Source organism: Marivibrio halodurans (assembly GCF_017963645.1).
Lineage (GTDB): Bacteria > Pseudomonadota > Alphaproteobacteria > UBA8366 > Aestuariispiraceae > Marivibrio > Marivibrio halodurans.
Map to the genome: position 1 here is coordinate 273,491 of NZ_JAGMWN010000003.1, position 23,149 is coordinate 296,639.

The following is a 23,149-nucleotide window of genomic DNA, read 5'->3' on the forward strand; positions in this document are numbered from 1 at the left end:
CGTCTCCGCCCCCCTGCCCCTTTCCGGGACAGGGCATGACGGGGTCGGTCGGCTGCGTTACCTTGGCGCCCATGACTGATACAGAGAAATTCTTCGAGGATGTCTACGGCCTCGACCGGGCCAAGGACACCAAGGACTACTATGAACGGTGGGCGGAGCAATATGACGAGGCCGTTCTGAACAACGGCTATGCCTCGCCCCGCCGGGTCGCGGAGGCAATGGCGGCGCATGTCGCCGACAAGAGCGCGCCGCTGCTGGACCTCGGCTGCGGCACGGGACTGTCGGGGGAGTCCTTCGCGGCCGCCGGCTTCACCACCATCGACGGCAGCGACTTCTCCGAGGAGATGCTGGCCGTGGCACGGACCAAGGGCGTCTATCGCCATCTGGAGGCCGGGGACCTCAACCGGCCGATCCCGGCGCAACCCGGCGACTATGCCGATATCGCCGCCGTCGGCGTCTTCAGCCCGGGCCACGCCCCGGCGGAGATGATCGGCCAGGTGATGGATCTTCTGCCGCCCGGCGGCTGCTTCGGTTTCACCCTCAACGATCACGCGATCGAGGAGCGGGTCTATGAGAACGAGGTCGGAAAGCTGGCCGCCGACGGTCGGCTGACGATCGTCTTCGAGGACTATGGCGATCACCTGCCGGGCCAGGATCTGAAGTCCAAGGTGCTCGTTCTGCGCACGCCAAGCTGACATCATATCACGGGAAAGCGAAAATCATGGCGGGACGGCCGGATATCCTGATCCTGGGCGGGGGCATCGCGGGTGCCTCCCTCGGCGCCGAGCTGGCGATTTGCGGCGCCGCCGTCACGCTTCTGGAGGCGGAGGAGCGGCCGGGCCATCACTCGACCGGCCGCTCCGCCGCCCATTTCATCGAAAGCTACGGCCCGCCCGCGGTTCGGGCCTTCAGCCGTTTCACCCGCCCCTTCCTGGAGACTCCACCGGAAGAGATCGCGCCGGAAAGCCTGTTGCGTCGCCGTCCCATCGTGTGGATCGCGCGACCGGAGGATAAGGCGACGCTCGATGCGCTGGTCGCGGCGGAAAGCGCCCTCGCCCCCCTGCCGGTGGAGGAAATCGCGCGGCGCGTGCCGATCCTGCGCCCCGAGATGATCGCCGCCGCCACGATCGAGGAGACGGCCGCCGATATCGATGTCGACCGTCTGCATCAGGGCTATCTGCGCCGGTTGCGCCATCATGGCGGCACGATCGTCATGAAGGCCCGGGCCGGCGCGGTCGCGCGCCGCGACGGCCTATGGCGGGTGGAGACGACGGCCGGCCTTTTCGAGGCCCCGATCCTGGTCAATGCCGCCGGCGCCTGGGCGGCGGAAATCGGGCGCATGGCGGGTCTGCCGCCGGTCGCGTTGACGCCGCTTCGCCGGTCGGCCGCGCTGCTGCCCGCGCCGGACGACCCCGGCTTCGCCGACTGGCCGCTCGTCGGCGACATGGGGGAGCGGTACTATTTCAAGCCGGAGTCGGGGAAGCTCCTCGTCTCCCCCGCCGACGAAACGCCGGTGGACCCGCACGACGCCTTCGTCGACGACATGGACCTGGCGGAGGGCCTCGACCGTTTCGCCCAGGCGACGACCTATCCGCTGGAGCGGGTGGAGCGGAGCTGGGCCGGTCTGCGCAGCTTCGCCAACGACCGCGTCCCGCTCGTCGGCTATGACCGCGCGGAGGGCGGCACGGGCTTCTTCTGGTTCGCCGGCCAGGGCGGGTACGGCATTCAGACCAGCCATGGCATGGCGGTGAACGCGGCCGCCTTGATTCAGGGCCGGCCGGTGCCGGAAGCCCTCGCCACGCTGGGTCTCAAGGGTGGCGATCTCGACCCGCGCCGGGCGATGCCGGCGGGCCTCGCCCACTGAGAGCACAGCACCGCTTCCCAGAACGTGCCCCAGAACGTGCCCCCCTGAAAGGGCGATTGCCTCCCGGTTCCCTTCGGGGAAGGATGGCGGCGACTATCAATAAGGGAGGCACCGTCCATGCCCGGCTATGTCAGTCACCTCGAATGCTCGATCAGCGGCAAGCGCTACGAGGCGGGTCGCGTTCACGGGCTGTCGGAGGAGGGACGGCCGCTGCTCGTCCGGTACGATCTGGAGCGGTTGAAGGCGGACGTGACGAAGGCCGATATCGCCGCCTCCACCGCCCCGGGTTTTTGGCGCTACGCCCCCTTCCTGCCGGTCGAGGACGCGGCGAACCGCATCTCGCTGGGCGAGGTGATGACGCCGCTGATCGGGGTCGACCGCTGGGGCGCCTCCGTCGGGGCCGCGCCGGGCGCGGCGATCGTGAAGGACGAGGGGCGGCTGCCCACCGGCTCCTTCAAGGCGCGGGGCCTGGCGCTGGCGGTATCGATGGCGAAGCAATTCGGCCTCGACCATCTGGCGATCCCGACCAACGGGAACGCGGGCGCGGCCATGGCGGCCTATGCCCGGCGCGCCGGAATGCGCGCGACCGTGCTCTGCCCGGAGGATACGCCCGACATCAATATCCGCGAAATCCGTCAGCAGGGCGCCGAAACCTATCGCGTCAACGGGCTGATCAATGAGTGCGGGCGTATCGTCGGCGGCGGCAAGGAGAGCGTCGGCTGGTTCGACCTGTCCACCCTGAAGGAGCCCTACCGGATCGAAGGCAAGAAGACCATGGGCCTGGAATTGGCCGAGCAGTTCGGCTGGCGCCTGCCCGACGTCATCTTCTATCCCACCGGCGGCGGAACGGGCCTGATCGGCATGTGGAAGGCGTTCCAGGAGTTGCGGGAGATCGGCTGGATCGACGGTCCCCTGCCCCGCATGATCGCCGTCCAGGCGGAGGGCTGCGCGCCCATCGTGAAAGCCTATGAGGCGGGGGAGGAACACGCCCCCCTGTGGGACAACGCCGCCACCGTGGCCGCCGGAATCCGGGTGCCCGTCGCCGTCGGCGATTTCCTGATCCTGCGCGCGGTCCGGGAATCCGGGGGGCGCGCGGTGGCGGTCGCGGACGCCGATATCCTGGCCACGCTCGATGCGATCGCGGCGACGGACGGCCTGCTGCTCTGCCCGGAGGGGGCGGCCACCGCCGCCGCCCATGCCCGGGCGCTGGCGGAAGGCTGGGTCCGGCCGGAGGAGACGGCGATCCTCTTCAACTGCGCCACCGGCCTCAAATACCCGATGGCGCCGGTGGAACAACGGATCGACAAGGACGCGCCCGTCGATTATTCGCGGTTCCGATAGACGCGCTTCCGATTCCGCTGCCCCCTCCCTTCATGCCCCGATCATATCCGCCGCCTTCTCCGCCAGCATGAAGGTGGGACAGTTGATATTGGCGCTCGGCACCGTCGGCATGGCGGAGGCGTCGACGACCCGCAGTCCCTCCACCCCCTTCACCCGAAGGTCGGGGGTCAGCGGCGCCATATCATCCGCGTCCGCCCCCATCCGTACCGTGCCGCAGGGGTGATAGGCGCTGGAGGCGTCGCGCCGGATGAAGGCATCCAACGCCGCCCCGTCGGTGACGCCCGGCCCCGGTAGATCCTCCGCCACATGGAAGTCGGCGAAGGCGGGCTGGGCCAGGATTTCCCGGCCCAGGCGCAGCCCCTCGCGCATCACGCGCCGATCCTCCTCGGTCGCCAGATAGTTGGGGTCGATCAGCGGCGCATCCGCCGGATCGGCGCTGCGCAGGCCGACGCACCCCCGGCTTTCCGGTCGCATCGGCCCGCAGCCCAGGCGATAGCCCTCGACCCTCGGGTCCGGCATCCAGTCCGCGCCGAAGAAGACCGGGAAGAAATGCATCTGGATATCGGGCCAATCGGCGAATTCCGGCGCGCTCGGCAGGAAGGCGCCGACATGGCATTGATTGACGGCGGCCGGCCCGCTCTTCGCGAGGAACCATTGCAGACCGACCCGCACCATCCGGTCGGCGCGCAGATAGCGATTGAGGGAAACGGGCTTGTCCGTGCGCACCTGGATATGCGCCTCCAGGTGATCCTGCAGGTTGGCGCCGACCCCGGGCGCGGCCAGCCGGCAGGCGATGCCGTGACGTGCCAGTTCCTCCTCCGGCCCGATGCCGGAGAGCATGAGGAGGTGCGGGCTGCCGAACACCCCGGCGGAGAGGATCACCTCCCGCCCGGCCTCCAGCCGCTCCACGCCGTCCGGTCCCGCGATCTCGACGCCCGTCGCGCGCGTGCCCTCGAACAACAGGCGCAAGGCCTTGCGGTTCGGCAGGACGGTCAGCCCCGCCGGCCGGCCGGCCGCGTGGAGATAGGCGCGCGCCGCGCTGGACCGCCGGCCATGCGCGACGCTCATCTCGAACCGGCCGACGCCGGCCACCATGGCGGCGTTGAAGTCGCGCACCTGGGCATGGCCCGCCTCCATGCCCGCCGCCAGGAACGCGGCGTTGAGGGGGGAGAGGTCCGTCATCCGCGACACCGCCACCGGGCCGCCGTGCCCGCGCGCGGGGTCGTCCGTCCAGGCCGCGTCCTCCAACCGCCGGAAATAGGGCAGGCATTCCGCGAACCCCCATCCGGTGCAGCCATGATCCGACGCCCAGCCGTCATAGTCGCGCGGGTGACCGCGCAGGAAGGTCATGCCGTTGATCGAACTGGAACCACCCAGGACGCGCCCACGCGGCTGGTCGACGCGTCGGTCGTCCAGATGGCCTTGCGGCTCGCTGCGATAGCCGTAGTTGAAACGGCTTCGGCCCTTGAAGACGCTGCGCAAACCCGCCGGCATGGTAAGCGCCCAATGCCCGTCGCGCCCGCCGGTCTCTACCAGCGCGACGCGCGCGCCGTCGCGCTCCGCCAATCGACGCGCGACGGCGCAACCCGCCGTGCCCGCCCCGATCACGATATAATCATAGAGGCCCGCCGCCCGGCCGGTCGGTCCCGTCCCGGCCGTCATCGCGCACCTCGACCGCGCGCGGCACCGCCGCGCCATTCAACCGTCCCGGGACACGGGCTCTCGCATGCCATGAGCAGGGTATCTCCGAACTGAAGGACATCGAAACCCGCGAACGCGGGTCGGATGCGAGTGAAATCCCTTGTGCGCCTTTCGGCAAATGCTCATTGTGATTTTTCACATTAGTATTGCTAATGCGGAGTTCCGATGGCGCGCGGCCTGCCTCCCCTCACCTGGATACGGACCTTCGACGCGGCCGCGCGAACCGGCAGCTTCACCGCCGCCGCGAAGGAATTGAGCGTCACGCAAAGCGCCGTCAGCCAGCAGGTCCGCCTGCTGGAGGCCTGGGTCGGGGAACCCCTGTTCCGGCGCGGCCCACGGCGCTTGTCCTTGACGCCCGCCGGCCATGCCCTTCGCCCGCACGTGGTCAGCGCGCTGGATACGCTGGAGACCGGGACGCGCGCGCTGGCTGGCGGTCATCGCGCGGATCGCGTGGCGATCCGTTGCACGGCGGGGGCGGCGATCTTCCTTCTGGCGCCGATCTTCGACGCCTTCGTGCGCGACCTGCCGGAGATTTCACTGAAGGTCAGCACCCTTATCTGGCCGGACGAGACCGCCGATCCGAACTGCGACCTGGAGGTCCGCATCGGCGGGGAGAGTTGGCCCGGCTTCGACGCCATCCGCCTGACGCGGGAGGCGATCCTGCCCGTCGCCACGCCGGAGCGCGCGGCCATCATCGACGGCGACCCGAAGGCGCTGGCGCGCGCGTTGCTGGTCGATGTGGTCGGCTATGAATCGGGCTGGGAGACATGGTTCGCCGCGATCGGCGAGGAAGGACCGGAAAGCGCGCGACGCCTCACCCTCGACAACGAAATCCTGGCGATGGAACTGGCGAACCAGGGCGAGGCCGTGATCCTGGGCCGGCAATCGCTGGTCGCCCGCGAATTGGCCGCCGGCCGGCTGGTTCCGGTGATCAACCGGCGGGTCGATGTCGTGGACGGCTTCTCTGTCCTGAAACCAAGCGGCGATCGCATCGGCGGCGCGGCGGGAATCCTGCTCAAGCGCATCCTCGACGCCTTCGATATCGAGGAAATTCCCGACGGCTGGGTCTAATACCAAATCTTGTTGATCACGACCCATGGGGACGTCCCTCCCGGGTTCTCGACCAGGAGCGCGTGCCGTGGCGATGCGGGGCATCGTGAGGCACGGGCGATGCGGGGGCACGGGCGATGCCGTCCGAGGGCCCGGCGCATCCTCCGGCCCATCGATCCCGTGGGCGAGCGTCGCATGCCCCGGCTCGGCCAGCATCATGGAGCCCACCCGCGCTATCGCGAAGCCTCGGGATCAGGCGGTCTCGAACTCCTCGAAGCGATATCCCTGGTAATAGAGAAGCGTCGACAGGTCGGTGTAGTCGATGCGATGCGGCGCCTGCTCCCGCACGATCGGCTTGCCGCGAAACCCGACGCCAAGACCGGCGGCTTGCAGCATGTCGAGATCATTTGCCCCGTCGCCGACCGTCACCGCCTCAGACAAATCCGCGCGAATATCGTGGGCGAGCGCGCGCAATGCCTCCAACTTCGTCGCCCGGCCAACGATGTCGCCCCGCACCCGGCCGGTGAAGCGCCCATCGACGATTTCCAACCGATTGGCCTTGTGCGCATGGAAGCCGAGATGACGGTGCACCACCTCGGTCGTGAAGGTGAAGCCGCCGGAGACCAGCATGCAGCGCGCCCCGTTGCGCGCCATGGTCCGCACGGCGACCGACCCGCCGGGCGTGTAGGTCACGCGTTCCATCACGTGGGCCAGCGTTTCCTCCGCCGGACGGTCGGCGAGCAACGCCACGCGCTGGGTCAGGCTCTCCTCGAACCCGATCTCGCCATTCATGGAGCGCGCGGTGATTTCCGCCACCTCCTCCCCGATGCCGAGCAAGGCGGCGATGGTATCCAGCGTTTCGATCTCGATCATGGTGGAGTCCATGTCGGCGATCAGCATCCGCTTGCGCCGGCCGGTCGCCGGCTGCGCCGCACGGTCAAGACGCGCCAGCGCCGGCTCCTCGTCGACCGCCGCATGGGCGGCCGCCCTGTCCAGCCCATCGAAAGGTAAATCGGCGGCGAGTTCCTCGCAGAGCCAATCCTCCGCCCCGACCGAGAACGCGCCGGCGGCCTTCAATCGTGCCCGGGCGATCGAGACGTCGTCCGGCGTCAGCCCACGGTCCGGTGGGGCGACGAGGGTCAGGACGTGCGTGGCCGTCTGGCCGGCCGATGCGGCGGAGGACATTGCGGAGTTTCGATCAGGCATGACGGGCTAGGGCTTAGCCCGAGGTTCCACTCGGGACAAGCGACGAATGGGTGACAACCGCGCGGGGGCGTAGGAACCCCTACCCGCGCGCCGCCGATGAGATGTGGGGCGTCATCCCCGACAGATAGATGCGCTCAAGCAGCGCCCAGACGCGTCTGCGGCTTGTTGAAACCGATTTCGAGCAGATAGCTCTGCAGGACGAGGTCGGCCTTCACGATGTCGGAGAGCACCTGATCGTAACAGACGAGGATATCGTCATAATCCGCGTAGCCCTTGCGCGAACAGGTGGCGCGCAAGTCGTCGAGATGTTCCAGCCATTTGCGATGATGAGCGTGATGCCAGCGCAATCCGGGATAATTGAGATGCTCCATGAAGCGTTCCTCATGATCGAAATGACCACGCACCCGATCGCGCAACGCCTTGAACTCGTCCTCGAACCCGACCACCGTCGTGCCGTCATAGGCCGCGATGCAGCCATTGATCACCTGCAGGATGATCTCGTGATCCTCGTCGATCTCGCGCCAACCGATTACCCAACTCGCGGGTAAGGACAACGGCTTAATCAACCCATTGGACATGTTCACCATCCCCTGCCCTTCGCCTTATGAACGACATGAACGCGACATGCGTCATGAATAAAAGACAAATAGGCTTAAATCTTTAGTGTTGAATTAACGATACCCCCATTTCACATGGCACCAAAATAAAATCCACCCCGGGGGGCATCCCCGGGGTGGATCTCGTAAAACCGATTCCGTGATGGACGGAGGATCAGCGCGAGTAGAACTCGATGACCAGGTTCGGTTCCATCTGCGCCGGATAGGGCACATCCTCGAGCTTCGGCGTCCGGGTGATGGAAGCCGCGAGTTTCTTATGATCCACTTCGAGATAATCGGGAATCTCGCGCTCCGAGGAAGCGATCGCCTCCAACACCAACGGCAGTTCCTTCGACTTCTGGCGGACCTCGACGACGTCGCCGATCTTGACCACGTAGGACGGCACGGTGACGCGCTTGCCATTCACCAGAACGTGACCGTGGTTGACGAACTGACGGGCCGCGAAAACCGTCGGCACGAACTTCGCGCGATAGATCATCGCATCGAGACGATGCTCCAGCAGACCGATCAGGTTCTCGCCCGTGTCGCCGCGACGACGAACGGCCTCATCGTAATATTTGCGGAACTGCTTCTCGCCGATATTGCCGTAATAGCCTTTCAGCCGCTGCTTCGCCATCAGCTGGATGCCGAAGTCGGAGGGCTTCCGGCGGCGCCCCTGGCCGTGCTGGCCGGGTCCGTACTCGCGCTTGTTGAAGGGGCTCTTCGGCCGGCCCCAGAGATTGACGCCGAGCCGGCGGTCGATCTTATGCTTGGCACTAATACGCTTTGACATCGTTACGCTCCCGATTTACCCGACGGCCACGATCGATCCGCAGCCAATCGGCGGTTGGATTTGTTCCGGTAGTCCGACCCCGATCGCATCCAATGGTTGATAAGCCGTGCATCGGCATCCATCATAGGTGCGACCGGGCGGCGGGATCGAAACGGATTGAGCACCGTTCGCGGTCCGCATTCCCGGAAAGCGGCGGGACTATAGGGATTTACGCCCCCCTGTCAAACCCGGCAGGAAGTGGGGTCGCGGGGCATTTCTCGGGGGGAAAGGGGCGCGCCTTGAAATCGGAACCAAGCGGCATGGTTGTGAACGCGGCGCCGAGCGACGGCGGCGCGGATCGCGGGGCGCATGCGCGTGGCTTCGCGCTTACCCTTCTCGGCGTGATGGTGCTGACGCCGGACACGCTGCTCATGCGGTTGATCGATACCGACCCCTGGACGCTTACCTTCTGGCGTGGCCTGCTGATGCCGAGCGCGCTGATGGCCGCCTTCTTCATCGCGCGGCGCGGCCATGCCTGGACCGAGATCCGGGCCCTGGGAATCGCGGGGCTGGCGGTGGCGCTGATCTATGGCATCAACGCGATCAGTTTCGTTCTGGCCGTGGAGCATACCAAGGTCGCCAATGTGCTGGTGATCCTGGCCGCGGCCCCCCTCTTCGCGGGCTTGATGAGTGTCCTGTTCCTGCGCGAGCGCGTGCCGCTCGCCACTTGGCTCGCGATCGGCGCCGGCATCGCCGGGGTGGCGACGGTGGTCGGCGGCGGGCTCGGCGCCGGAACGTCGCTCGGCGATCTGTTCGCCCTGGTGACGGCGGTATCGCTGGCGGGTACCTTTACCGTGCTCCGACACTCCAAGGCCCGGAACATGGTGCCGGCGACGGCGCTGGGCGGGTTGCTGACGGCGGTCGCGATGATCCCGCTCGCCGATCCCGGGTCGCTCGAAGGCGCGCAACTCGGCATGATGTTGTTGCTCGGCCTCGTGATCCTGCCGATCGCCTTCGGACTGATCACCTTGGGGCCGAGAACGGTGCCGGCCCCCGAGGTCGCGCTGCTGATGCTTCTGGAAACGGTGCTGGGGCCCTTCTGGGTCTGGTTGGTGATCGACGAGGTGCCGCCCTTCGCCACGATCATCGGGGGCGCGATCGTGCTAGGCGCGGTGGCGCTGCACGCGCTCTGGCGTCTTGCGCGGCGCCCGCGTCGCGTTCGGCCCCAACCGCCGCCACACGGATAAGCGCGGCTCCCATTGCGCTTGCCGCCCGGCCACCCGCGCGGCCACCTCGGGCTCAGGTCTTGTCCATTCTGTTATTATCGCCCCCTTCGCTCGCGGCATAGAGCCCCTGGGTTTTCTGGCGCGCGAGGAGGTCGGCGTCCGCGCGCCGGAATTCCTCGACCACATGCTCGATCGTCTCGTCCTTCTGGCCGAGGCGGCGCAACCCCTCCGCTGCCAGCACGATCGAACTCTCGAAGGTATCGCGCACGAAATAGTCCGCGTCCGAATCCAGCATCTTCATCGCATGGATGCGGTCATGCGCGCGGGCCATGATCTTGATGCCGGGGAAACGCTTGCGTATCTCGCGGATCGCGGTCAGGCAGGCTTCCTGGTTGTCGATCGTGACGAAGATCATGTCGGCTTCCCCGCCACCGGCCGCGGCCAGCACATCGATGCGCGTCGCGTCGCCGAAATAGACCTTATGGCCGAAGCGCTTGGCGGCGTCGATCCGCCTGGGGTCGCCGTCGATCGCCGTCACCTCCTGGCCCAGAAGCTTGAAGATCCGGGCCACCACCTGACCCACCCGGCCATAGCCGACGACGATCACCCGATTGCGCTCCGCCTCGGCGGCATCGGGCATCTCGCCCCATTCGTTCGAGCTGAACAGCCGGCCCATCAGGCGGTCCCCCACGATCCCCACCAACGGCGTCAGCGCCATCGACACGGTCACCAGCGCCGTCATCAGGTTCGCCTCGACCGGCGTCAGGATGGCGTGACCGGCCGCGACGGAAAACAGCACGAAGCCGAACTCCCCCCCTTGCGGCAAGGTCACGGCGATGCGCGTGGAATCCTTAGGGCCCGAACCGAAAAGACGCGCCAGGACGAACAGAACCACGCCTTTCACCACCATCAGCCCGACGGCGCCCCCCAGAACCGTCGCCCAATTGACCAGAACCAGCCGCCAATCGACCGACATCCCGACCGCGATGAAGAAAAGACCGAGAAGCAACCCACGAAACGGTTCGATATCGGCTTCCAATTGATGGCGATATTCGGATTCGGCCAACATCACCCCAGCAATGAAGGCACCGAGCGCCATCGACATCCCCACTATATGCATGAGGAGCGCCGCGCCGATCACGATCAAAAGCGCGGCCGCGACGCTGATCTCGTCGGACCGGGTCGCGGCGATCACCCGGAAGACCGGGTTCAGCAGGAACTTACCGGCCAACACCAGGGCGACGACCACGCCCACCGCCTCGATCGAGGCGCGCCAATCGGGGGCCGCTCCCTCCGCCCCGACCGCCAGCAGCGGCACAAGGGCCAGAAGCGGTACGATGGCCAGATCCTGGAACAATAGAATAGAGAAAGCACGCGTGCCGTATGGTGCGTTGAGATCGCCGCGCTCCCGCAGGATCTGAACCCCGAAGGCCGTGGAGGAAAGCGCCAGCGCGAAACCGACGACCAGCGCCTTATTGATCCCCGCCCCCATCAAATAGGTCCCGACCACCGCCAACAGCCCGCCCGTGACCAGCACCTGCAAGAGGCCGAGCCCGAAGATATCGCGCTTGAGCGCCCATAGCCGCGACGGCTTCAACTCGAGCCCGATGACGAAAAGCAGGAGAACGACCCCGAACTCGGCGAAATGCATCACATTGTCGGCCTCGTCGATAACGGCCAGCCCGACCGGACCGATCACGGCCCCCGCCGCCAGATAGCCCAGGATCGACCCCAGGCCGAGACGCTTGAAGAGCGGCACCGCGACGACCGCCGCCCCAAGGAAGACGGCCGCGTTCGCGACCAGTTCCACGCTCTCCTGTGCGCCTCCCGCCATGACCGCCCTCGCCCCCTCGGATTCGCCTAGACCTCTCCGGCCGCCCCTCTTCCGGCGGCCCGCTCATCCTGCTGGCCATCGTCGACCGCCCCGGCCCGGCCTTCGGGACCGGCGCGTCGGGCCGCGGCGACGATACCATGCAGGGTGCGAATTTCCTGCTCCGTTGGCCGGGCGCGTTGAAACAGATTGCGGATATTGCGCATGACGCTGGGCCGCATGTCGGGGGAGCGGAAGAAACCTCCCCGGTCCAGCACATGACCCAGTCGGGTCACGAAATTGTCGAGATCCCCCTTCCCGGCGATTCCGGAAAGATTGGTCTCAAGGCGCTCCGGCTCCGTCCTGTCAGCCGCCGTGAACCATTCATAGGTCACCAGCAACACCGCCTGGGCAAGGTTGAGCGAGGTGAAATCCGGGTTGAGAGGCACCGTGATGATCGTATCCGCCAGGCTGACATCCTCGTTGCCGAGGCCGGAGCGTTCCCCCCCGAAAAGAATGCCCGCGCGTCGCTCGCCGGCCGTCGCCTCCGCCCGCATCTCGACCCCGGCCGCGCGCGGGGTCAGAACGCGGCCCACCATCTCGCGGGGGCGCGCGGTCGTGGCATAGACGCGGGTCAGGTCGGCGATCGCTTCCGCCGTCGAGGTAAAGACGCGCGCGCCGTCGATCACCGACAAGGCGCCGGAGGAGGCATCGCGTGCCTTCTCGCTCGGCCAGCCGTCGCGCGGATTGACGAGACGCAGCTCCGTCACGCCACAATTCAACATGGCGCGCGCGACCATCCCGATATTCTCCCCCAACTGGGGAGAAACCAGGACGATGACGGGCGATTCCCGGTCGGGCGGTGTCTCGGACATGCGCCTTCCAAAAGTTTTCGCACTGCAACCCCGTCGGTTTTAGACGAGCCCGGCCACGATTGCCAACAGCGGGGCATGCTTTTAGCGTGATCCCTCTCCCGGCCGTCCATGGCCGGCGAACGGAGGATCGGAAAGGCATGGGCGATTATATCCTGGGCGTGATCGGCGGCAGCGGCGTCTATGACATCGTGGGGCTGGAAGGGGCCGCGTGGCGCGCGGTGGAAACGCCCTGGGGCGCGCCATCCGACGAAATCCTGACCGGCACGCTGGAGGGCACCCCCATCCGCTTCCTGCCGCGCCACGGCCGCGGCCATGTCGAGACGCCGACGACGATCAACTACCGCGCCAATATCGATGCGCTGAAACGGCTCGGCTGCACCGACATCCTCTCCGTCTCCGCCTGCGGATCGTTGAAGCAGGAATTGCCGCCCGGCCATTTCGTCGTGGTCGACCAGTTCATCGACCGCACCTTCGCGCGGGAGAAGAGCTTCTTCGGTCCCGGTTGCGTCGCGCACGTCTCCATGGCGCACCCGGTCTCCAGTTGGCTCGGCGACCGCTGCGAGACCGCGCTGCGGGATCTGAATATCGCGCACAGCCGGGGTGGCACCTATCTGGTCATGGAGGGGCCGCAATTCTCGACCCAGGCGGAGAGTGAACTCTATCGCGGCTGGGGCTGCGCCGTGATCGGCATGACCAACATGCCGGAAGCGAAGCTCGCCCGCGAGGCGGAGCTACGTTACGCGACGGTCGCCATGGTAACGGACTACGACTGCTGGCATCCGGATCACGACCATGTGGATGTGGCGATGGTGGTGAAAACGTTGCTGGAAAACGCGGACAAGGCCCGCGACCTGGTCCGCCGCGTGGCGCGCGATCTGGCCGATGCGAAGGATCTGCCCACCGACGGCTGCGACAACGCGCTGGAGAACGCGATCATCACCCATCCGTCGAAACGCGACCCCGCGCTCGTCGCAAAGCTCGACGCGGTCGCGGGGCGCGTCCTGGCGGGGTGACCCACGCGCCGTGCCGTTCGCTCAATCGTCGCGGTGCAGGCGTTCCTGGCGTTCGTGCGCTTCCTGGGCTTCGAGGCTCAGGGTCGCTATCGGCCGGGCTTCCAGGCGGCGCAGCGAGATCGGCTCCTCCGTCACCTCGCAATAGCCGTAGCTGCCATCCGCGATGCGCTGAAGCGCGGCGTCGATCTTCGCGATCAGCTTGCGTTCCCGGTCCCGGGCGCGCAGCTCGATCGCCCGGTCGGTCTCCAACGAGGCGCGATCGGTCAGATCGGGCTGGGCCAAGCTCTCCTCCTGCATGCTTTCGAGCGTTTCGCTCGATTCCTGCAGCAGTTCCTGGCGCCAGCGCAGCAATTTCTGACGGAAATACTCGACCTGGAGGGGGTTCATGAACTCCTCCTCCTCGGTTGGCCGGTAGTCCGGCGGAAGAAGGGTGGAGGTCGGCGTACCGTTGCCCCCGGAACGTGACGTCGAAGTAGTCACCTTGTTCGTTGTCATCCCATACTCCGGACAAAGCGAACGTGGCGGTCTATTACCGCGCGCAGGCTTATACGGCCATGCCCCAAGCGACACAACCGATTTTTCGCTGAATATTTCTTGAAAATCCGGAACGAATGCCTGCGTCCCAAATAGCGCACCCTATCGCTGCCGAAATTTCGCCAGCTCCACACGCGCGCGCAACTCGATATCCTTCAGCAGACGCCCGAGTTCCGGATCGTCGGTCTTCCCGCGCTCCCGGGCCAGCGCCTCGCCAAGGGCCTCCAGCCGGTCCGGCGAAATGCGGCCGGCAAGCAAGCCGAGGCGAATCGCATCCAGGCGGTCGAGCAGATCGCGCCCCCACTCCACGGGCTGCCGGCGCCCGCCTTCATCCTCGGTCGCGTCGCCGACCCCCTGGATTGCCAGGATCAGATCGATCGAGGAAACGGAGGCCGGCCCACCGCCGGAGACAGCCGCGCTCTCCTCCGACGCGGCGTCGGCGCCCCCCTTCAGGGACTGGGCGAAACCGGCCCCCGACGCGCCGCCGGCCCGCTTCGCCTTCTTCGCCGATCCTGTCTTGCCGGTATTGCCGGGGCCTTCGATCTTCATGGACCGCACTCTACCTGCTTTGCAGCCGTCGTAAAACGATGTCTGACGATGGTCGACGCGGAACTTCTTGCCGCGCCCCATGCGCCATTCCACCAAAACCGCACAAAATCAACACATTATAACGAACACCCCATTGGCACGATCTTCGCATGAAGACGCCCGGACCCATCCGTCCGAGGGAGTTGTGGAGAGATGATCATGGCACTCGCCGCCGACAATCAGGTCAAGCCGAAGAAGGCGACGCGCCTCCCCCGCGCCCGCCGCGCCGCCACCGGGCTCGGCCGGCGGCTTGCCCGCGCGGGTGCCGTCATCGCGATCGGCGCCGCGGTCCTGGCCGCCGGCGCGGGCTGGTCCGACACGGCGCATGCCCAGTCGCGGATCAAGGATATCGTCAATTTCGAGGGCGTGCGCGACAACCTGCTGATCGGCTACGGCCTCGTCGTCGGTCTGAACGGAACCGGCGATTCGCTGAACAGCGCCGTCTTCACCAAGGAAAGCCTGATCGGCATGCTGGAGCGTCTCGGCGTCAACGCGCGCGACGATTCGCTGGGCACCGACAATGTGGCGGCCGTCATGGTCACGGCGACACTGCCCCCCTTCTCCCGCCAGGGCTCGCGTATCGATGTCGAGGTCTCGGCGCTCGGCGATTCCTCCAGCCTGCAGGGCGGCACCCTGCTGGTGACCCCGCTCCTGGGTGCGGACGGCGAGGTCTATGCCGTCGCCCAGGGGGCGCTGGCCGTCGGCGGGTTCCAGGTGCAGGGCGCGGCGGAGACCGTCGTGCGTGGCGTGCCGACCGCCGGCCGCATCGCCAACGGCGCCATCATCGAGCGCGAGGTGCCCTTCGCCCTGGAGAGCCTTCAACAAGTCGAACTCAACCTCCGCAACCCTGACTTCACCACCGCGCGCCGCGTCAGCCGCGCGATCAACGCCTTCGTCGGCGTCGAGACGAGTCGCGTCCTGGACCCCGCCACGGTACGGGTCGAGGTGCCGCAATCCTATGACGGCCGCCTGGTCGAGATGCTGACGGATATCGAACAGCTTCGCGTCGAGCCGGACCAGCTTGCCCGCGTCGTCATCGACGAGAAATCTGGCGTCATCGTGATGGGGGAGAATGTGCGCATCAACCGGGTCGCGATCGCGCAGGGCAACCTGACCATCCGGATCACCGAAACCCCGCAGGTTTCCCAGCCGCAACCCTTCTCCAACACCGGCGAGACAGCGATCGTGCCGCGTACCGACATCGAGATCGACGAGAATGCGGACCGCCGCCTCGGCGTGCTGGAGACCGGCGTCAGCCTTCAGGAACTGGTCAACGGGCTGAACGCTCTCGGCGTCGGGCCGCGCGACATGATCACCATCCTTCAGGCGATCAAGACGGCGGGCGCGCTGCAAGCCGATATAGAGGTGATGTAGGGCGATGGAGAACGGCACCGGTCCGATCGACGCGGCGCTCGCGCTGGCTTCGGCCTCGCGCAAGACCGCCACGCCCAAGGCCACCGACGATATCGATAAGGCGCGCGAGGCGGCGGTCGAGTTCGAGGCCGTGTTCATCGCCCAGATGCTCAAGCCGATGTTCGAGGATCTGGAGACCAACGGCCTGTTCGGCGGCGGCAACGCGGAGGAAATGAACCGTTCCATGATGCTCGACGAGTACGGCAAGCAGATCGCCAAGAGCGGCGGCATCGGATTGGCGGATCAGGTCATGGCCGAGATCCTGAAAATACAGGAGATGCAGTGATGAACCCCAATGTCCGCGCGCATAACCTGATCGCGCTTATGGAGGATCTGGTCGATCTTCTGCAGCGCGAGAACGCGCTCCTCGAGCGTCCGCGCAGCACGGAACTGGGCCCGGTGATCGAGGAGAAACAGGCCCTCTTCAAGCTCTACGAGGAGCAGGTCCACGCGATCGCCCAGGATGCCACCTTCGCAAGCGACCTGGAACCCGACCTGCGCGAGCGCATGAAGGATGTCGGCAGTCGTTTCGAGGACCTGGCCCGTGTCAACGAACGCAAGTTGAAGCTGGTATCCGACGCCAGCCAGAAGATCGTCGACGTCATCGCGGACGCGGCGCGGCGCGCCTCCGGTCATGTCGAAGGATACGGCAAGACCGGCGACAGCCGCGGCCGGCCGGTTCGCTCCGCCCCCGTCGCGCTCAACCGGAGCTGCTGACGGAAAGGCCGGGGCCACAAGCGACCAGATCGGGCCGTCCATGCCGGCAGAAAGCCGCGAACCGGACCGCCCTGCCAGGAGGCAGAAGCCATGTCACTTTTTAACGCGCTGAGCACGGCGGTTACCTCGATCAACGCCCTCAACACGGCCGTGCGCACGGTCTCGGAAAATGTCGCGAATGCGAACAACCCGGACTACAATCGGCGCGAGGAGAATTTCGAATCGCTGCAATATGGCGGCGTTCGGATCGGCGACATCCGCCGGATCACCAATACCGGGCTACAACGCGACCTCTTCTCCCAAACGGCCGACGCGCAAGCGAACGGCGTGCGCAACCGCCTCTATGAACAGATCGAGCAACTGACCGGCACGATCAGCAACAACACCCCCCTCTCGGATACGTTCGAGCGCTTTCGCACGGCCTGGAAAGCCTTCGAGGCCGCGCCGGAATCCAATGCCGCCGCCGACGAGGTTATCCTGGCGGGCGAGTCGATCCTGAACGAGATCGAGCGTCTTTCCGACGGGTTGGACCTGATCGAGAACCAGGTGCTTGTGGATATCGACAACCGGGTCAACGACCTGAATACCGCGCTTGCGGAGGTGGACCGGCTCAACAACGCGATCGTCCGGGAGAAATCGAACGGCCGCCCTACCTCGCAGTTGGAGAATCTACGCGACAAGCAGTTGGAGACCGTCTCCGGCCTGATCGACGTGCGTACCTTCGAGCGCGAGGACGGCTCGATTTCCGTCTATACCAGCAGCGGTCTCGACCTGACCGACCGCAACGCCAGCACCTTCACCTGGAACGAGGCGAGCCGCACCCTCACCAAGTCCGGCTCGCCATCAAGCGACCTGATCACCGGCGGCCAGCTTCCGGACGGGGAGTTGAAGGCGCTGATCGATTTCGTCCGCACGGACCAAGCCGCCCAGGACAGCACCCGCAGCGGCGTCGGCGCATTGGAGAAGATGCGCAATCATTTGGACGAATTGTCCTACAGCCTGGTCGACGACGCGACCCGCGCGACGCAGAGCACCGCCACGATGGCCTCGGACGACCTGCTGATCGGCGATCTCGGCCTGACGGCGGGCGACAGCTTCACGATCGATGTCGGCGGTGGCGCCGTGACCGTGCCGAGCGGTGGCGGCCCGCTGGGTGCCGGCATCGACGCGGCCGACACGGTCCAGGACCTGGTGGATGAATTGAACACCATCCCGAACGTCCGCGCCCGCCTGACCGCGCATGGCCGGTTGGAGATATCGACCGTCAACGGCACGGACCTGACGCTCGCCGACACGGGCAACACGCCCTTGCAGAGCCTCGGCCTTATCGGCGCGAGCCCGACGACGGTCCCGGAACGCGACCCGCCGACCTTCGCCACCGCCTATAACAACACCACCACGGAGGCCGGTGAAGCCGCGAACTTCTTCGAGGTGGCGGCCGGCACCACGCCCGACAGCGCGACCCGCACCAACATCCGCGTGAACGACACGTTGACCGCCGGCACGGAGACGCTGAAGAAGCTTTCCGGCACCGACGCGGTCGGCGCGCTGAACGCGCAGACCCGGTCCATGGGCGGGTCGGCCCTCAATCTCTCGCGCGAGGATTATACCGGCCTCGCCGCCGGCATTCTGACCGACTTCACCAAGCGGGCGGAGAACGCCAACTCCCGCGCGGAGGAGAGCGAGGTGCTGCGCGCCGACATGAAGCAGGCGCTGCGCGACGAGGTCGGCGTCAATATCGACGAGGAGATGGCGCGCCTCACCGTGTTGCAGAACTCCTATGCCGCGTCCGCCCGGGTGATCGAGAGTGTCAACCAGATGCTTCAGCAGCTCGAGCAGGCGGCGCGCTGACGTGACGGGAAACGGCCCCATCGTGGACGAGCCACCGCTGAGGGTCGGTGTGATCGGCCTCGGCGTGGGCGAACGGCATGTGGTCGGCTACCGCGCGATTCCCGGCGTCACGGTCAAGGCGGTCTGCGATATCGATACCGACCATCTGGCCGCCGTGGCGGCGCGGCGGCAGGTACCGGAGACCCATAGCGACTGGCGCGACCTTGTCGCCGACCCGGCGATCGACGCGGTTTCCATCTGCTCCTACGACGACGCGCATGTGGATCAGGCCGTCGCCGCCTTCGAGGCTGGCAAGCATGTCTTTTGCGAGAAACCCATCGCCCTAGAGCGTGCCGGGCTCGAGCGCGTCGAGGCCGCTTGGCGCGCCAGCGGCAAACGCCTCTCCTCCAACCTGATCCTGCGCCGCTCCCCCCGCTTCCGGGCGGTGAAGGAGATGGTCGCGCGCGGAGAGTTCGGCGACCTCTTCTACATGGAGGGGGACTATATCCACCAGATCCTCTGGAAGATCACCGAGGGCTGGCGCGGCCGAATGGATTTCTACTGCGTCGCCTATGGCGGCGGCATCCACCTGATAGACCTGATGCGGTGGATCGCGGGCGAGGAGGTGGTCGAGGTCACCGCCATGGCGGCCAAGAAACTTACCCGCCGCAGCGCCTTCGCCCATCCCGACACGATGAGCGTCCTAATGCGCTTCGAGAGCGATTGCCTCGCCAAATCCACCACGCTGTTCGGCCCCCAGCGGCGGAAGTTCCATAGCCTCAACCTCTATGGCACGAAACTCAGCTTCGAGAATGCCGACGGTCCCGCGCGCCTTTATCGCGGCGACGCGCCGGAGGACGAGGAAGTCTTCGACGTGCCCTATCCGGGGATGGAGAAGGGCGACCTCCTGCCCGACTTCGTCGCCGCCATCAGGGGCGCGCGCGAGCCGCTCGTGACCGGGGAGGACGTGGTCCGCGTCATGCGCATCTGCCTCGCCGCCTGGGAAAGCGCCGAGAGCGGGCGCGCCGTGCGATTGGACGGCGCCGGATAGCCCCCTCCCCCTTGCCTATCCGGGTGCCGCCCGAAAGAATGCCGTCCCGTGCCGCCCCGAACCAGGAGGAGACCATGACGGACGCAGACGGTTTCGAGGCTGGAGGCCATTGCGATTGTGGCGCGGTCTCCTATCGGATGACGGCCCGGCCGCTATTCGTCCATTGCTGCCATTGCCGCTGGTGCCAGCGCGAAAGCGGCAGCGCCTTCGCGGTCAATGCCTTGATCGAGGTCGCGCAACTCGCCGTCGCCGGCGAGACGGAGGCGGTGGATACCCCGTCCGAAAGCGGCAACGGCCAGCTCATCCACCGGTGCCCGACCTGCCGCGTCGCGTTGTGGAGCCACTACGGCGGCATCGGCGAAACGGTCGCCTTCGTGCGAACCGGCACCCTGGATGATCCGAACCTCTGCCCGCCCGACATCCATATCTTCACCGAGAGCAAGGCGGGCTGGATCGCGCTGCCGGACGGGGTGCCGGCCGTGCCGGAATATTACCGCCGCTCCCAATATTGGCCGGAGGCCGCGGTCGCGCGCCTGAAGGCCGCGCGCGGGCGATAGAGCGCCTCGCCCCCTTCACGAAGCGACCGAAGCCACCGATGCCACCGTCTCCTCCAACCATTGCGTGACGGCCTCGCCGCGCTTGGTGTGTCGGATATCCGGATGGCTCAGATGCCAGAGGTCCCGGACCACCGCCGGCTCGTCCCCCATGCGGATCAGGCGCGGGTCGCCGTCGCCCACGAAACGCGGCAGCAGCGACCGGCCGAGCCCGGCGGCCACCGCCTGCAACACCCCTTCCGCGTCGTTCACCAGGACGGGCGCCAGCACCTCCCCCCCACCGGCGCCGCGCCCGCCGATACGGCGCCCGATGCGCCGCGCGATCCAGTGCGCCTGGGGCAGGTCCGCCGACGCCTCCTCATAGGTGACCCAGGGCAGGCTCTCCGGCTCCACCGCCGAGGTGGGCGCATAGATGTGATAGCCGAGCTGCCCGATCCGCCGGCACAGTGTCGTGCCCGCGCTGCCCGGCCGGTCGAAGCGCAGCGCCATGTCGGCCTCGCGCCGGGAAAGGTTGGTGCGGTTCTCCGCCCCGAGAAGTTCGACGCGCAGATTGGGATAACGCGCGATCAAGGCCGGCACCGCCGGAATCAGCAGCCGCGTCACGTTCGTCGGCACGGAGGTGACGCGCACCGTCCCCTCGGCCCGGGCATCCAGGCCCATCAGCGCCTGCTGCGCGGCCAGCGCGGCGGCCTCCGCCCGCTCCGCCTCCTCCAGCAGGCGCTCCCCGCCATGGGTCGGCACCAACCGCCCCTCGATCCGATGGAATAGCCGCGCGCCCAGCGTCTCCTCCAACGCGGAGAGACGGCGCGAGACCGTGGTCTGATTGACGTCCAGGCGCCGCGCCGCCTCCGACAACGTGCCGCCCCGCGCGGCCGCCAAGGCGACGCGCATATCGTCCCAATTCATCATATCTGCATTTTCGCAGATATAGACGGCAATATCACTGATTTTCCATGATTTGATGCAGGTCTATATCCGATTCGAACCGATCGTTACCGCCATGCCCGAAAGATCGCGCCATGCTCGACAGCTTCACGTCCCTCCCCGCCCTTGCCGAGGCGCTTCGCGCGACCGTCCTCGACCCGGTCTGGGGGCTGGCGGCGTTGACGGTTCTGGTCGCGGGCTTCGTGAAGGGGATGACGGGTTTCGGCACCGCCCTCGTCATGATGCCGGTGATCAGCGGCCTTTTCGGCCCGGCCGGCGCGGTCGCGGTGTTGCAGTTGGTGGACGGCCCGGCCTCCTGGACCATGGTGCCCCGCGCGCTCAAGCGGTGCGAGCGTAAGCAGGTCTTCCTGTTGGCCGGCGGGGCGGCGGTCGGCATGCCGCTCGGCATCGTGATCCTGAAAGTGACCGATCCGGATATCCTGCGCCATGCGATCGCGGTGACGGTGCTGCTGATGGCGGCGGGCCTCGCCTCCGGCTGGCGCTATCGCGGCCGGCCCAGCGCGGCGCTCTCCGCCGGCACGGGCGCGACGGCCGGGCTGCTCGGCGGGGCGACCGGCATCGGGGGGCCGCCGGTGGTGCTGTTCTGGCTCGGCTCCCAGGCGGAGGGCGCGGCGGTGCGCGCCAATCTGACGGTCTATTTCGCGACCGGCACCCTGATGGGCCTTACCAGCCTGACGATCGCGGGGCTGATCACCGAGACGGCGATCCTGCGCGCGCTGACGCTGGCGCCGGTTTTCGCGCTCGGCCTCGTCGGCGGCAGCCGCGCTTTCGGCCTGCTGTCGGAAACCGCCTTCCGACGCGCGGCGCTGGCGCTCGTCGCCGGCTCGGGCATCACCGGATTGGCGATGTAGGGGCCGGGCGCCACAAGTTCGCATGGACGCCCCTCGCTTGCATTGACAGCGCACCGACGCCCCGCTACATCACCGTCCGCATCGCTCGGGACCGTCGGTCCCATGGACGCCGGTGCCCTGCGGAGGGATGGCAGAGCGGTAATGCAGCGGATTGCTAATCCGTCAACCGGTTAAACGGTTGCGGGGGTTCGAGTCCCCCTCCCTCCGCCATTTTCCAAATCCTGCGACACGGCGTTCGCTTCGTGCCGCGCCGCTTTCCTACTCGCCCACGAATGCAAGCAGCCGCCCGCAGACCAGCGCGCCGAGCCAGCATGTCAGCGAGAGCGCGCCGTGCAGCCTGAGCCGCCCCGCGCCGGCGCCGGCGAGGTCGGCCCCGGCCGCGCGGTGGAGCAGCAGAGCGGCGCTGGCGCCGGAGAGGATCAGGAGCACCTTGACCTGCAGAAGGGGAAGGGCCGCGTACTCGCTGGCCCGGGTGGCGAAGAGGAGCGCGCCGCTGGCCGCCGCGATCAGCAATCCGACCGCCGCCGTCGGGCGCAGAACGCGGGCCAGCGGCGCCAGCGGTACGCGGCGCCACAGCCCCATCAGCCGTAAATCCAACGGCAAGATGGCACCGACGAGCAGTGCGATGCCCAGCACATGGGCCGTGTTGACCGCTGCATAGCCCCAGCGCGAGAAGCGCAGCCCCTGGGCCAGCGCATTTCCCTCCAACGCGGCGAGCAGCGCCTCCATGGCCCGCGCCTCCCTAGAGCATGATAGCGGTCCTTAACTGCGCCCGCGCGCTCAATCGCGTCCCGGATAAAGGATATATTCGGTATCGCCGAGATAGAACCGCTCCGCCTTCAAGCGCTTCTCTGCCCCGTCCGAGGCGGGCTCGCCGATCGCGCGGATCTCGACGCCGGGCGCCAGATCGCCCTCCTTCACGCCCGCGCGCTCGTTGCGCCAGGGTTGGCCGACCTCGACCGTCCAGCGCTCTCCCTCGACATCGACGACGAGGATTCCGTGGGGGTTGCCGAGGCGGGTCTCCACGATCTCGCCGGTCAGTTCGATATTGCCGCCGGTCGTCCAGGCCCAGCCGTGATGCGCCACCGCCGGCGAGGGTCCGAACGCCACGGCCGAAACCAGCGCGACGGCCCCGAACAGGGCCATGCCGATCGATTGCCGACGGGTGAAGCTATATCGGTTCCATCCGCGTGCCATGGCATCCTCCTTGGT

Annotated in this window: 24 protein-coding genes and 1 tRNA gene; 14 read left to right on the top strand and 11 right to left on the bottom strand. The window is 67.1% G+C overall.

All coding sequences use genetic code 11. The annotated features are described in order from the left end of the window. The first annotated feature begins 71 nt into the window (after window positions 1-71). The 3 genes from KAJ83_RS08060 to KAJ83_RS08070 all read left to right on the top strand — a co-directional run bounded on the left by KAJ83_RS08060 (window position 72) and on the right by KAJ83_RS08070 (window position 3,205). Window positions 72-695 (top strand): class I SAM-dependent DNA methyltransferase, encoded by a 624-nt coding sequence (locus KAJ83_RS08060; protein ID WP_210681533.1) that lies wholly within the window; start codon window positions 72-74, stop codon window positions 693-695. Between the two features lie 26 nt (window positions 696-721). Then, on the top strand, window positions 722-1,864 hold the full coding sequence (locus KAJ83_RS08065; protein WP_210681534.1) for an NAD(P)/FAD-dependent oxidoreductase: 1,143 nt from the start codon (window positions 722-724) through the stop codon (window positions 1,862-1,864). Between the two features lie 117 nt (window positions 1,865-1,981). Continuing rightward, complete coding sequence (locus KAJ83_RS08070; RefSeq protein WP_210681535.1) at window positions 1,982-3,205, top strand: threonine synthase; 1,224 nt, start codon at window positions 1,982-1,984, stop codon at window positions 3,203-3,205. 30 nt (window positions 3,206-3,235) lie between these two features. Here the strand turns inward: KAJ83_RS08070 and KAJ83_RS08075 are convergent, their stop codons facing one another. Continuing rightward, window positions 3,236-4,867 carry a choline dehydrogenase gene (locus KAJ83_RS08075; RefSeq protein ID WP_210681536.1) on the bottom strand — a complete coding sequence of 544 codons (1,632 nt, stop codon included), beginning with the start codon at window positions 4,865-4,867 and terminating at the stop codon, window positions 3,236-3,238. Window positions 4,868-5,071: 204 nt separating this feature from the next. Here KAJ83_RS08075 and KAJ83_RS08080 point away from each other — a divergent pair, with 204 nt between their 5' ends. Then, window positions 5,072-5,977, top strand: a complete 906-nt coding sequence (locus KAJ83_RS08080) for a LysR family transcriptional regulator (RefSeq protein ID WP_210681537.1) — start codon at window positions 5,072-5,074, stop codon at window positions 5,975-5,977. Window positions 5,978-6,208: 231 nt separating this feature from the next. On the opposite strand, the gene serB is transcribed toward KAJ83_RS08080, so the two are convergent. From serB to rpsD, 3 genes are all read right to left on the bottom strand, one after another. After that, window positions 6,209-7,141: a phosphoserine phosphatase SerB gene (serB, locus tag KAJ83_RS08085; protein ID WP_210681538.1), complete on the bottom strand. Its 933-nt coding sequence runs from the start codon at window positions 7,139-7,141 to the stop codon at window positions 6,209-6,211. Between the two features lie 155 nt (window positions 7,142-7,296). Further along, entirely contained in the window at window positions 7,297-7,740 is a 444-nt protein-coding gene (locus KAJ83_RS08090; protein ID WP_210681539.1) for a hemerythrin family protein, read from the bottom strand. 193 nt (window positions 7,741-7,933) lie between these two features. Beyond that, a complete protein-coding gene (gene rpsD / locus KAJ83_RS08095) occupies window positions 7,934-8,551 on the bottom strand; it encodes a 30S ribosomal protein S4 (RefSeq protein ID WP_210681540.1) in 618 nt (205 codons plus the stop codon). 278 nt (window positions 8,552-8,829) lie between these two features. Here rpsD and KAJ83_RS08100 point away from each other — a divergent pair, with 278 nt between their 5' ends. Beyond that, a complete protein-coding gene (locus KAJ83_RS08100) occupies window positions 8,830-9,777 on the top strand; it encodes a DMT family transporter (protein ID WP_210681541.1) in 948 nt (315 codons plus the stop codon). A 52-nt stretch (window positions 9,778-9,829) separates the two neighbouring features. Here the strand turns inward: KAJ83_RS08100 and KAJ83_RS08105 are convergent, their stop codons facing one another. Beyond that, entirely contained in the window at window positions 9,830-11,590 is a 1,761-nt protein-coding gene (locus tag KAJ83_RS08105; protein ID WP_210681542.1) for a monovalent cation:proton antiporter-2 (CPA2) family protein, read from the bottom strand. 26 nt (window positions 11,591-11,616) lie between these two features. After that, a complete protein-coding gene (locus KAJ83_RS08110; protein WP_210681543.1) occupies window positions 11,617-12,441 on the bottom strand; it encodes an RNA methyltransferase in 825 nt (274 codons plus the stop codon). 137 nt (window positions 12,442-12,578) lie between these two features. Between KAJ83_RS08110 and KAJ83_RS08115 the strand changes: the two genes are divergently transcribed. Next, on the top strand, window positions 12,579-13,454 hold the full coding sequence (locus tag KAJ83_RS08115; protein WP_210681544.1) for an S-methyl-5'-thioadenosine phosphorylase: 876 nt from the start codon (window positions 12,579-12,581) through the stop codon (window positions 13,452-13,454). A 21-nt stretch (window positions 13,455-13,475) separates the two neighbouring features. Here the strand turns inward: KAJ83_RS08115 and dksA are convergent, their stop codons facing one another. Together dksA and KAJ83_RS08125 are read right to left on the bottom strand one after the other, a co-directional pair. Further along, window positions 13,476-13,841 (bottom strand): RNA polymerase-binding protein DksA, encoded by a 366-nt coding sequence (gene dksA, locus KAJ83_RS08120; RefSeq protein WP_246484337.1) that lies wholly within the window; start codon window positions 13,839-13,841, stop codon window positions 13,476-13,478. 249 nt (window positions 13,842-14,090) lie between these two features. After that, on the bottom strand, window positions 14,091-14,618 hold the full coding sequence (locus KAJ83_RS08125) for a flagellar assembly protein FliX (protein ID WP_210681546.1): 528 nt from the start codon (window positions 14,616-14,618) through the stop codon (window positions 14,091-14,093). A gap of 111 nt (window positions 14,619-14,729) precedes the next feature. On the opposite strand from KAJ83_RS08125, the gene KAJ83_RS08130 reads away from it, so the two are divergent. From KAJ83_RS08130 to KAJ83_RS08155, 6 genes are all read left to right on the top strand, one after another. Continuing rightward, window positions 14,730-15,950, top strand: a complete 1,221-nt coding sequence (locus KAJ83_RS08130) for a flagellar basal body P-ring protein FlgI (protein ID WP_246484338.1) — start codon at window positions 14,730-14,732, stop codon at window positions 15,948-15,950. A 4-nt stretch (window positions 15,951-15,954) separates the two neighbouring features. Next, window positions 15,955-16,275: a rod-binding protein gene (locus KAJ83_RS08135; protein ID WP_210681547.1), complete on the top strand. Its 321-nt coding sequence runs from the start codon at window positions 15,955-15,957 to the stop codon at window positions 16,273-16,275. Beyond that, window positions 16,275-16,706 carry a hypothetical protein gene (locus tag KAJ83_RS08140; protein ID WP_210681548.1) on the top strand — a complete coding sequence of 144 codons (432 nt, stop codon included), beginning with the start codon at window positions 16,275-16,277 and terminating at the stop codon, window positions 16,704-16,706. The genes KAJ83_RS08135 and KAJ83_RS08140 overlap by 1 nt, the downstream gene beginning before the upstream one ends. A gap of 90 nt (window positions 16,707-16,796) precedes the next feature. Beyond that, a complete protein-coding gene (gene flgK, locus KAJ83_RS08145) occupies window positions 16,797-18,557 on the top strand; it encodes a flagellar hook-associated protein FlgK (protein ID WP_210681549.1) in 1,761 nt (586 codons plus the stop codon). A 22-nt stretch (window positions 18,558-18,579) separates the two neighbouring features. Further along, window positions 18,580-19,587, top strand: a complete 1,008-nt coding sequence (locus KAJ83_RS08150) for a Gfo/Idh/MocA family protein (RefSeq protein ID WP_210681550.1) — start codon at window positions 18,580-18,582, stop codon at window positions 19,585-19,587. Window positions 19,588-19,661: 74 nt separating this feature from the next. After that, the gene (locus KAJ83_RS08155; protein ID WP_210681551.1) at window positions 19,662-20,144 is read left to right on the top strand and encodes a GFA family protein; all 483 of its coding nucleotides are present in this window, start codon (window positions 19,662-19,664) and stop codon (window positions 20,142-20,144) included. 15 nt (window positions 20,145-20,159) lie between these two features. Here KAJ83_RS08155 and KAJ83_RS08160 read toward each other — a convergent pair whose 3' ends face one another. Further along, window positions 20,160-21,050, bottom strand: coding sequence for a LysR family transcriptional regulator (locus KAJ83_RS08160; protein ID WP_210681552.1), 891 nt, complete (start codon window positions 21,048-21,050; stop codon window positions 20,160-20,162). A 110-nt stretch (window positions 21,051-21,160) separates the two neighbouring features. Here KAJ83_RS08160 and KAJ83_RS08165 point away from each other — a divergent pair, with 110 nt between their 5' ends. Continuing rightward, window positions 21,161-21,937: a sulfite exporter TauE/SafE family protein gene (locus KAJ83_RS08165; protein WP_210681553.1), complete on the top strand. Its 777-nt coding sequence runs from the start codon at window positions 21,161-21,163 to the stop codon at window positions 21,935-21,937. A 121-nt stretch (window positions 21,938-22,058) separates the two neighbouring features. Further along, window positions 22,059-22,147: transfer RNA gene (locus tag KAJ83_RS08170), tRNA-Ser, on the top strand. 48 nt (window positions 22,148-22,195) lie between these two features. Here the strand turns inward: KAJ83_RS08170 and KAJ83_RS08175 are convergent. Further along, the gene (locus tag KAJ83_RS08175; RefSeq protein ID WP_210681554.1) at window positions 22,196-22,666 is read right to left on the bottom strand and encodes a DUF2214 domain-containing protein; all 471 of its coding nucleotides are present in this window, start codon (window positions 22,664-22,666) and stop codon (window positions 22,196-22,198) included. A 51-nt stretch (window positions 22,667-22,717) separates the two neighbouring features. After that, window positions 22,718-23,134, bottom strand: a complete 417-nt coding sequence (locus KAJ83_RS08180; RefSeq protein ID WP_246484353.1) for a DUF6152 family protein — start codon at window positions 23,132-23,134, stop codon at window positions 22,718-22,720. Window positions 23,135-23,149: the final 15 nt, after the last annotated feature.

Coding starts and splice junctions, on each gene's coding strand:
- KAJ83_RS08060 (WP_210681533.1), top strand. CDS start 72: ATGACTGATACAGAGAAATTCTTCGAGGATGTCTACGGCCTCGACCGG.
- KAJ83_RS08065 (WP_210681534.1), top strand. CDS start 722: ATGGCGGGACGGCCGGATATCCTGATCCTGGGCGGGGGCATCGCGGGT.
- KAJ83_RS08070 (WP_210681535.1), top strand. CDS start 1,982: ATGCCCGGCTATGTCAGTCACCTCGAATGCTCGATCAGCGGCAAGCGC.
- KAJ83_RS08075 (WP_210681536.1), bottom strand. CDS start 4,867: ATGACGGCCGGGACGGGACCGACCGGCCGGGCGGCGGGCCTCTATGAT.
- KAJ83_RS08080 (WP_210681537.1), top strand. CDS start 5,072: ATGGCGCGCGGCCTGCCTCCCCTCACCTGGATACGGACCTTCGACGCG.
- serB (WP_210681538.1), bottom strand. CDS start 7,141: ATGTCCTCCGCCGCATCGGCCGGCCAGACGGCCACGCACGTCCTGACC.
- KAJ83_RS08090 (WP_210681539.1), bottom strand. CDS start 7,740: ATGTCCAATGGGTTGATTAAGCCGTTGTCCTTACCCGCGAGTTGGGTA.
- rpsD (WP_210681540.1), bottom strand. CDS start 8,551: ATGTCAAAGCGTATTAGTGCCAAGCATAAGATCGACCGCCGGCTCGGC.
- KAJ83_RS08105 (WP_210681542.1), bottom strand. CDS start 11,590: ATGGCGGGAGGCGCACAGGAGAGCGTGGAACTGGTCGCGAACGCGGCC.
- KAJ83_RS08110 (WP_210681543.1), bottom strand. CDS start 12,441: ATGTCCGAGACACCGCCCGACCGGGAATCGCCCGTCATCGTCCTGGTT.
- KAJ83_RS08115 (WP_210681544.1), top strand. CDS start 12,579: ATGGGCGATTATATCCTGGGCGTGATCGGCGGCAGCGGCGTCTATGAC.
- dksA (WP_246484337.1), bottom strand. CDS start 13,841: ATGAACCCCCTCCAGGTCGAGTATTTCCGTCAGAAATTGCTGCGCTGG.
- KAJ83_RS08125 (WP_210681546.1), bottom strand. CDS start 14,618: ATGGGGCGCGGCAAGAAGTTCCGCGTCGACCATCGTCAGACATCGTTT.
- KAJ83_RS08130 (WP_246484338.1), top strand. CDS start 14,730: ATGATCATGGCACTCGCCGCCGACAATCAGGTCAAGCCGAAGAAGGCG.
- KAJ83_RS08135 (WP_210681547.1), top strand. CDS start 15,955: ATGGAGAACGGCACCGGTCCGATCGACGCGGCGCTCGCGCTGGCTTCG.
- KAJ83_RS08140 (WP_210681548.1), top strand. CDS start 16,275: ATGAACCCCAATGTCCGCGCGCATAACCTGATCGCGCTTATGGAGGAT.
- flgK (WP_210681549.1), top strand. CDS start 16,797: ATGTCACTTTTTAACGCGCTGAGCACGGCGGTTACCTCGATCAACGCC.
- KAJ83_RS08155 (WP_210681551.1), top strand. CDS start 19,662: ATGACGGACGCAGACGGTTTCGAGGCTGGAGGCCATTGCGATTGTGGC.
- KAJ83_RS08160 (WP_210681552.1), bottom strand. CDS start 21,050: ATGATGAATTGGGACGATATGCGCGTCGCCTTGGCGGCCGCGCGGGGC.
- KAJ83_RS08165 (WP_210681553.1), top strand. CDS start 21,161: ATGCTCGACAGCTTCACGTCCCTCCCCGCCCTTGCCGAGGCGCTTCGC.
- KAJ83_RS08175 (WP_210681554.1), bottom strand. CDS start 22,666: ATGGAGGCGCTGCTCGCCGCGTTGGAGGGAAATGCGCTGGCCCAGGGG.
- KAJ83_RS08180 (WP_246484353.1), bottom strand. CDS start 23,134: ATGGCACGCGGATGGAACCGATATAGCTTCACCCGTCGGCAATCGATC.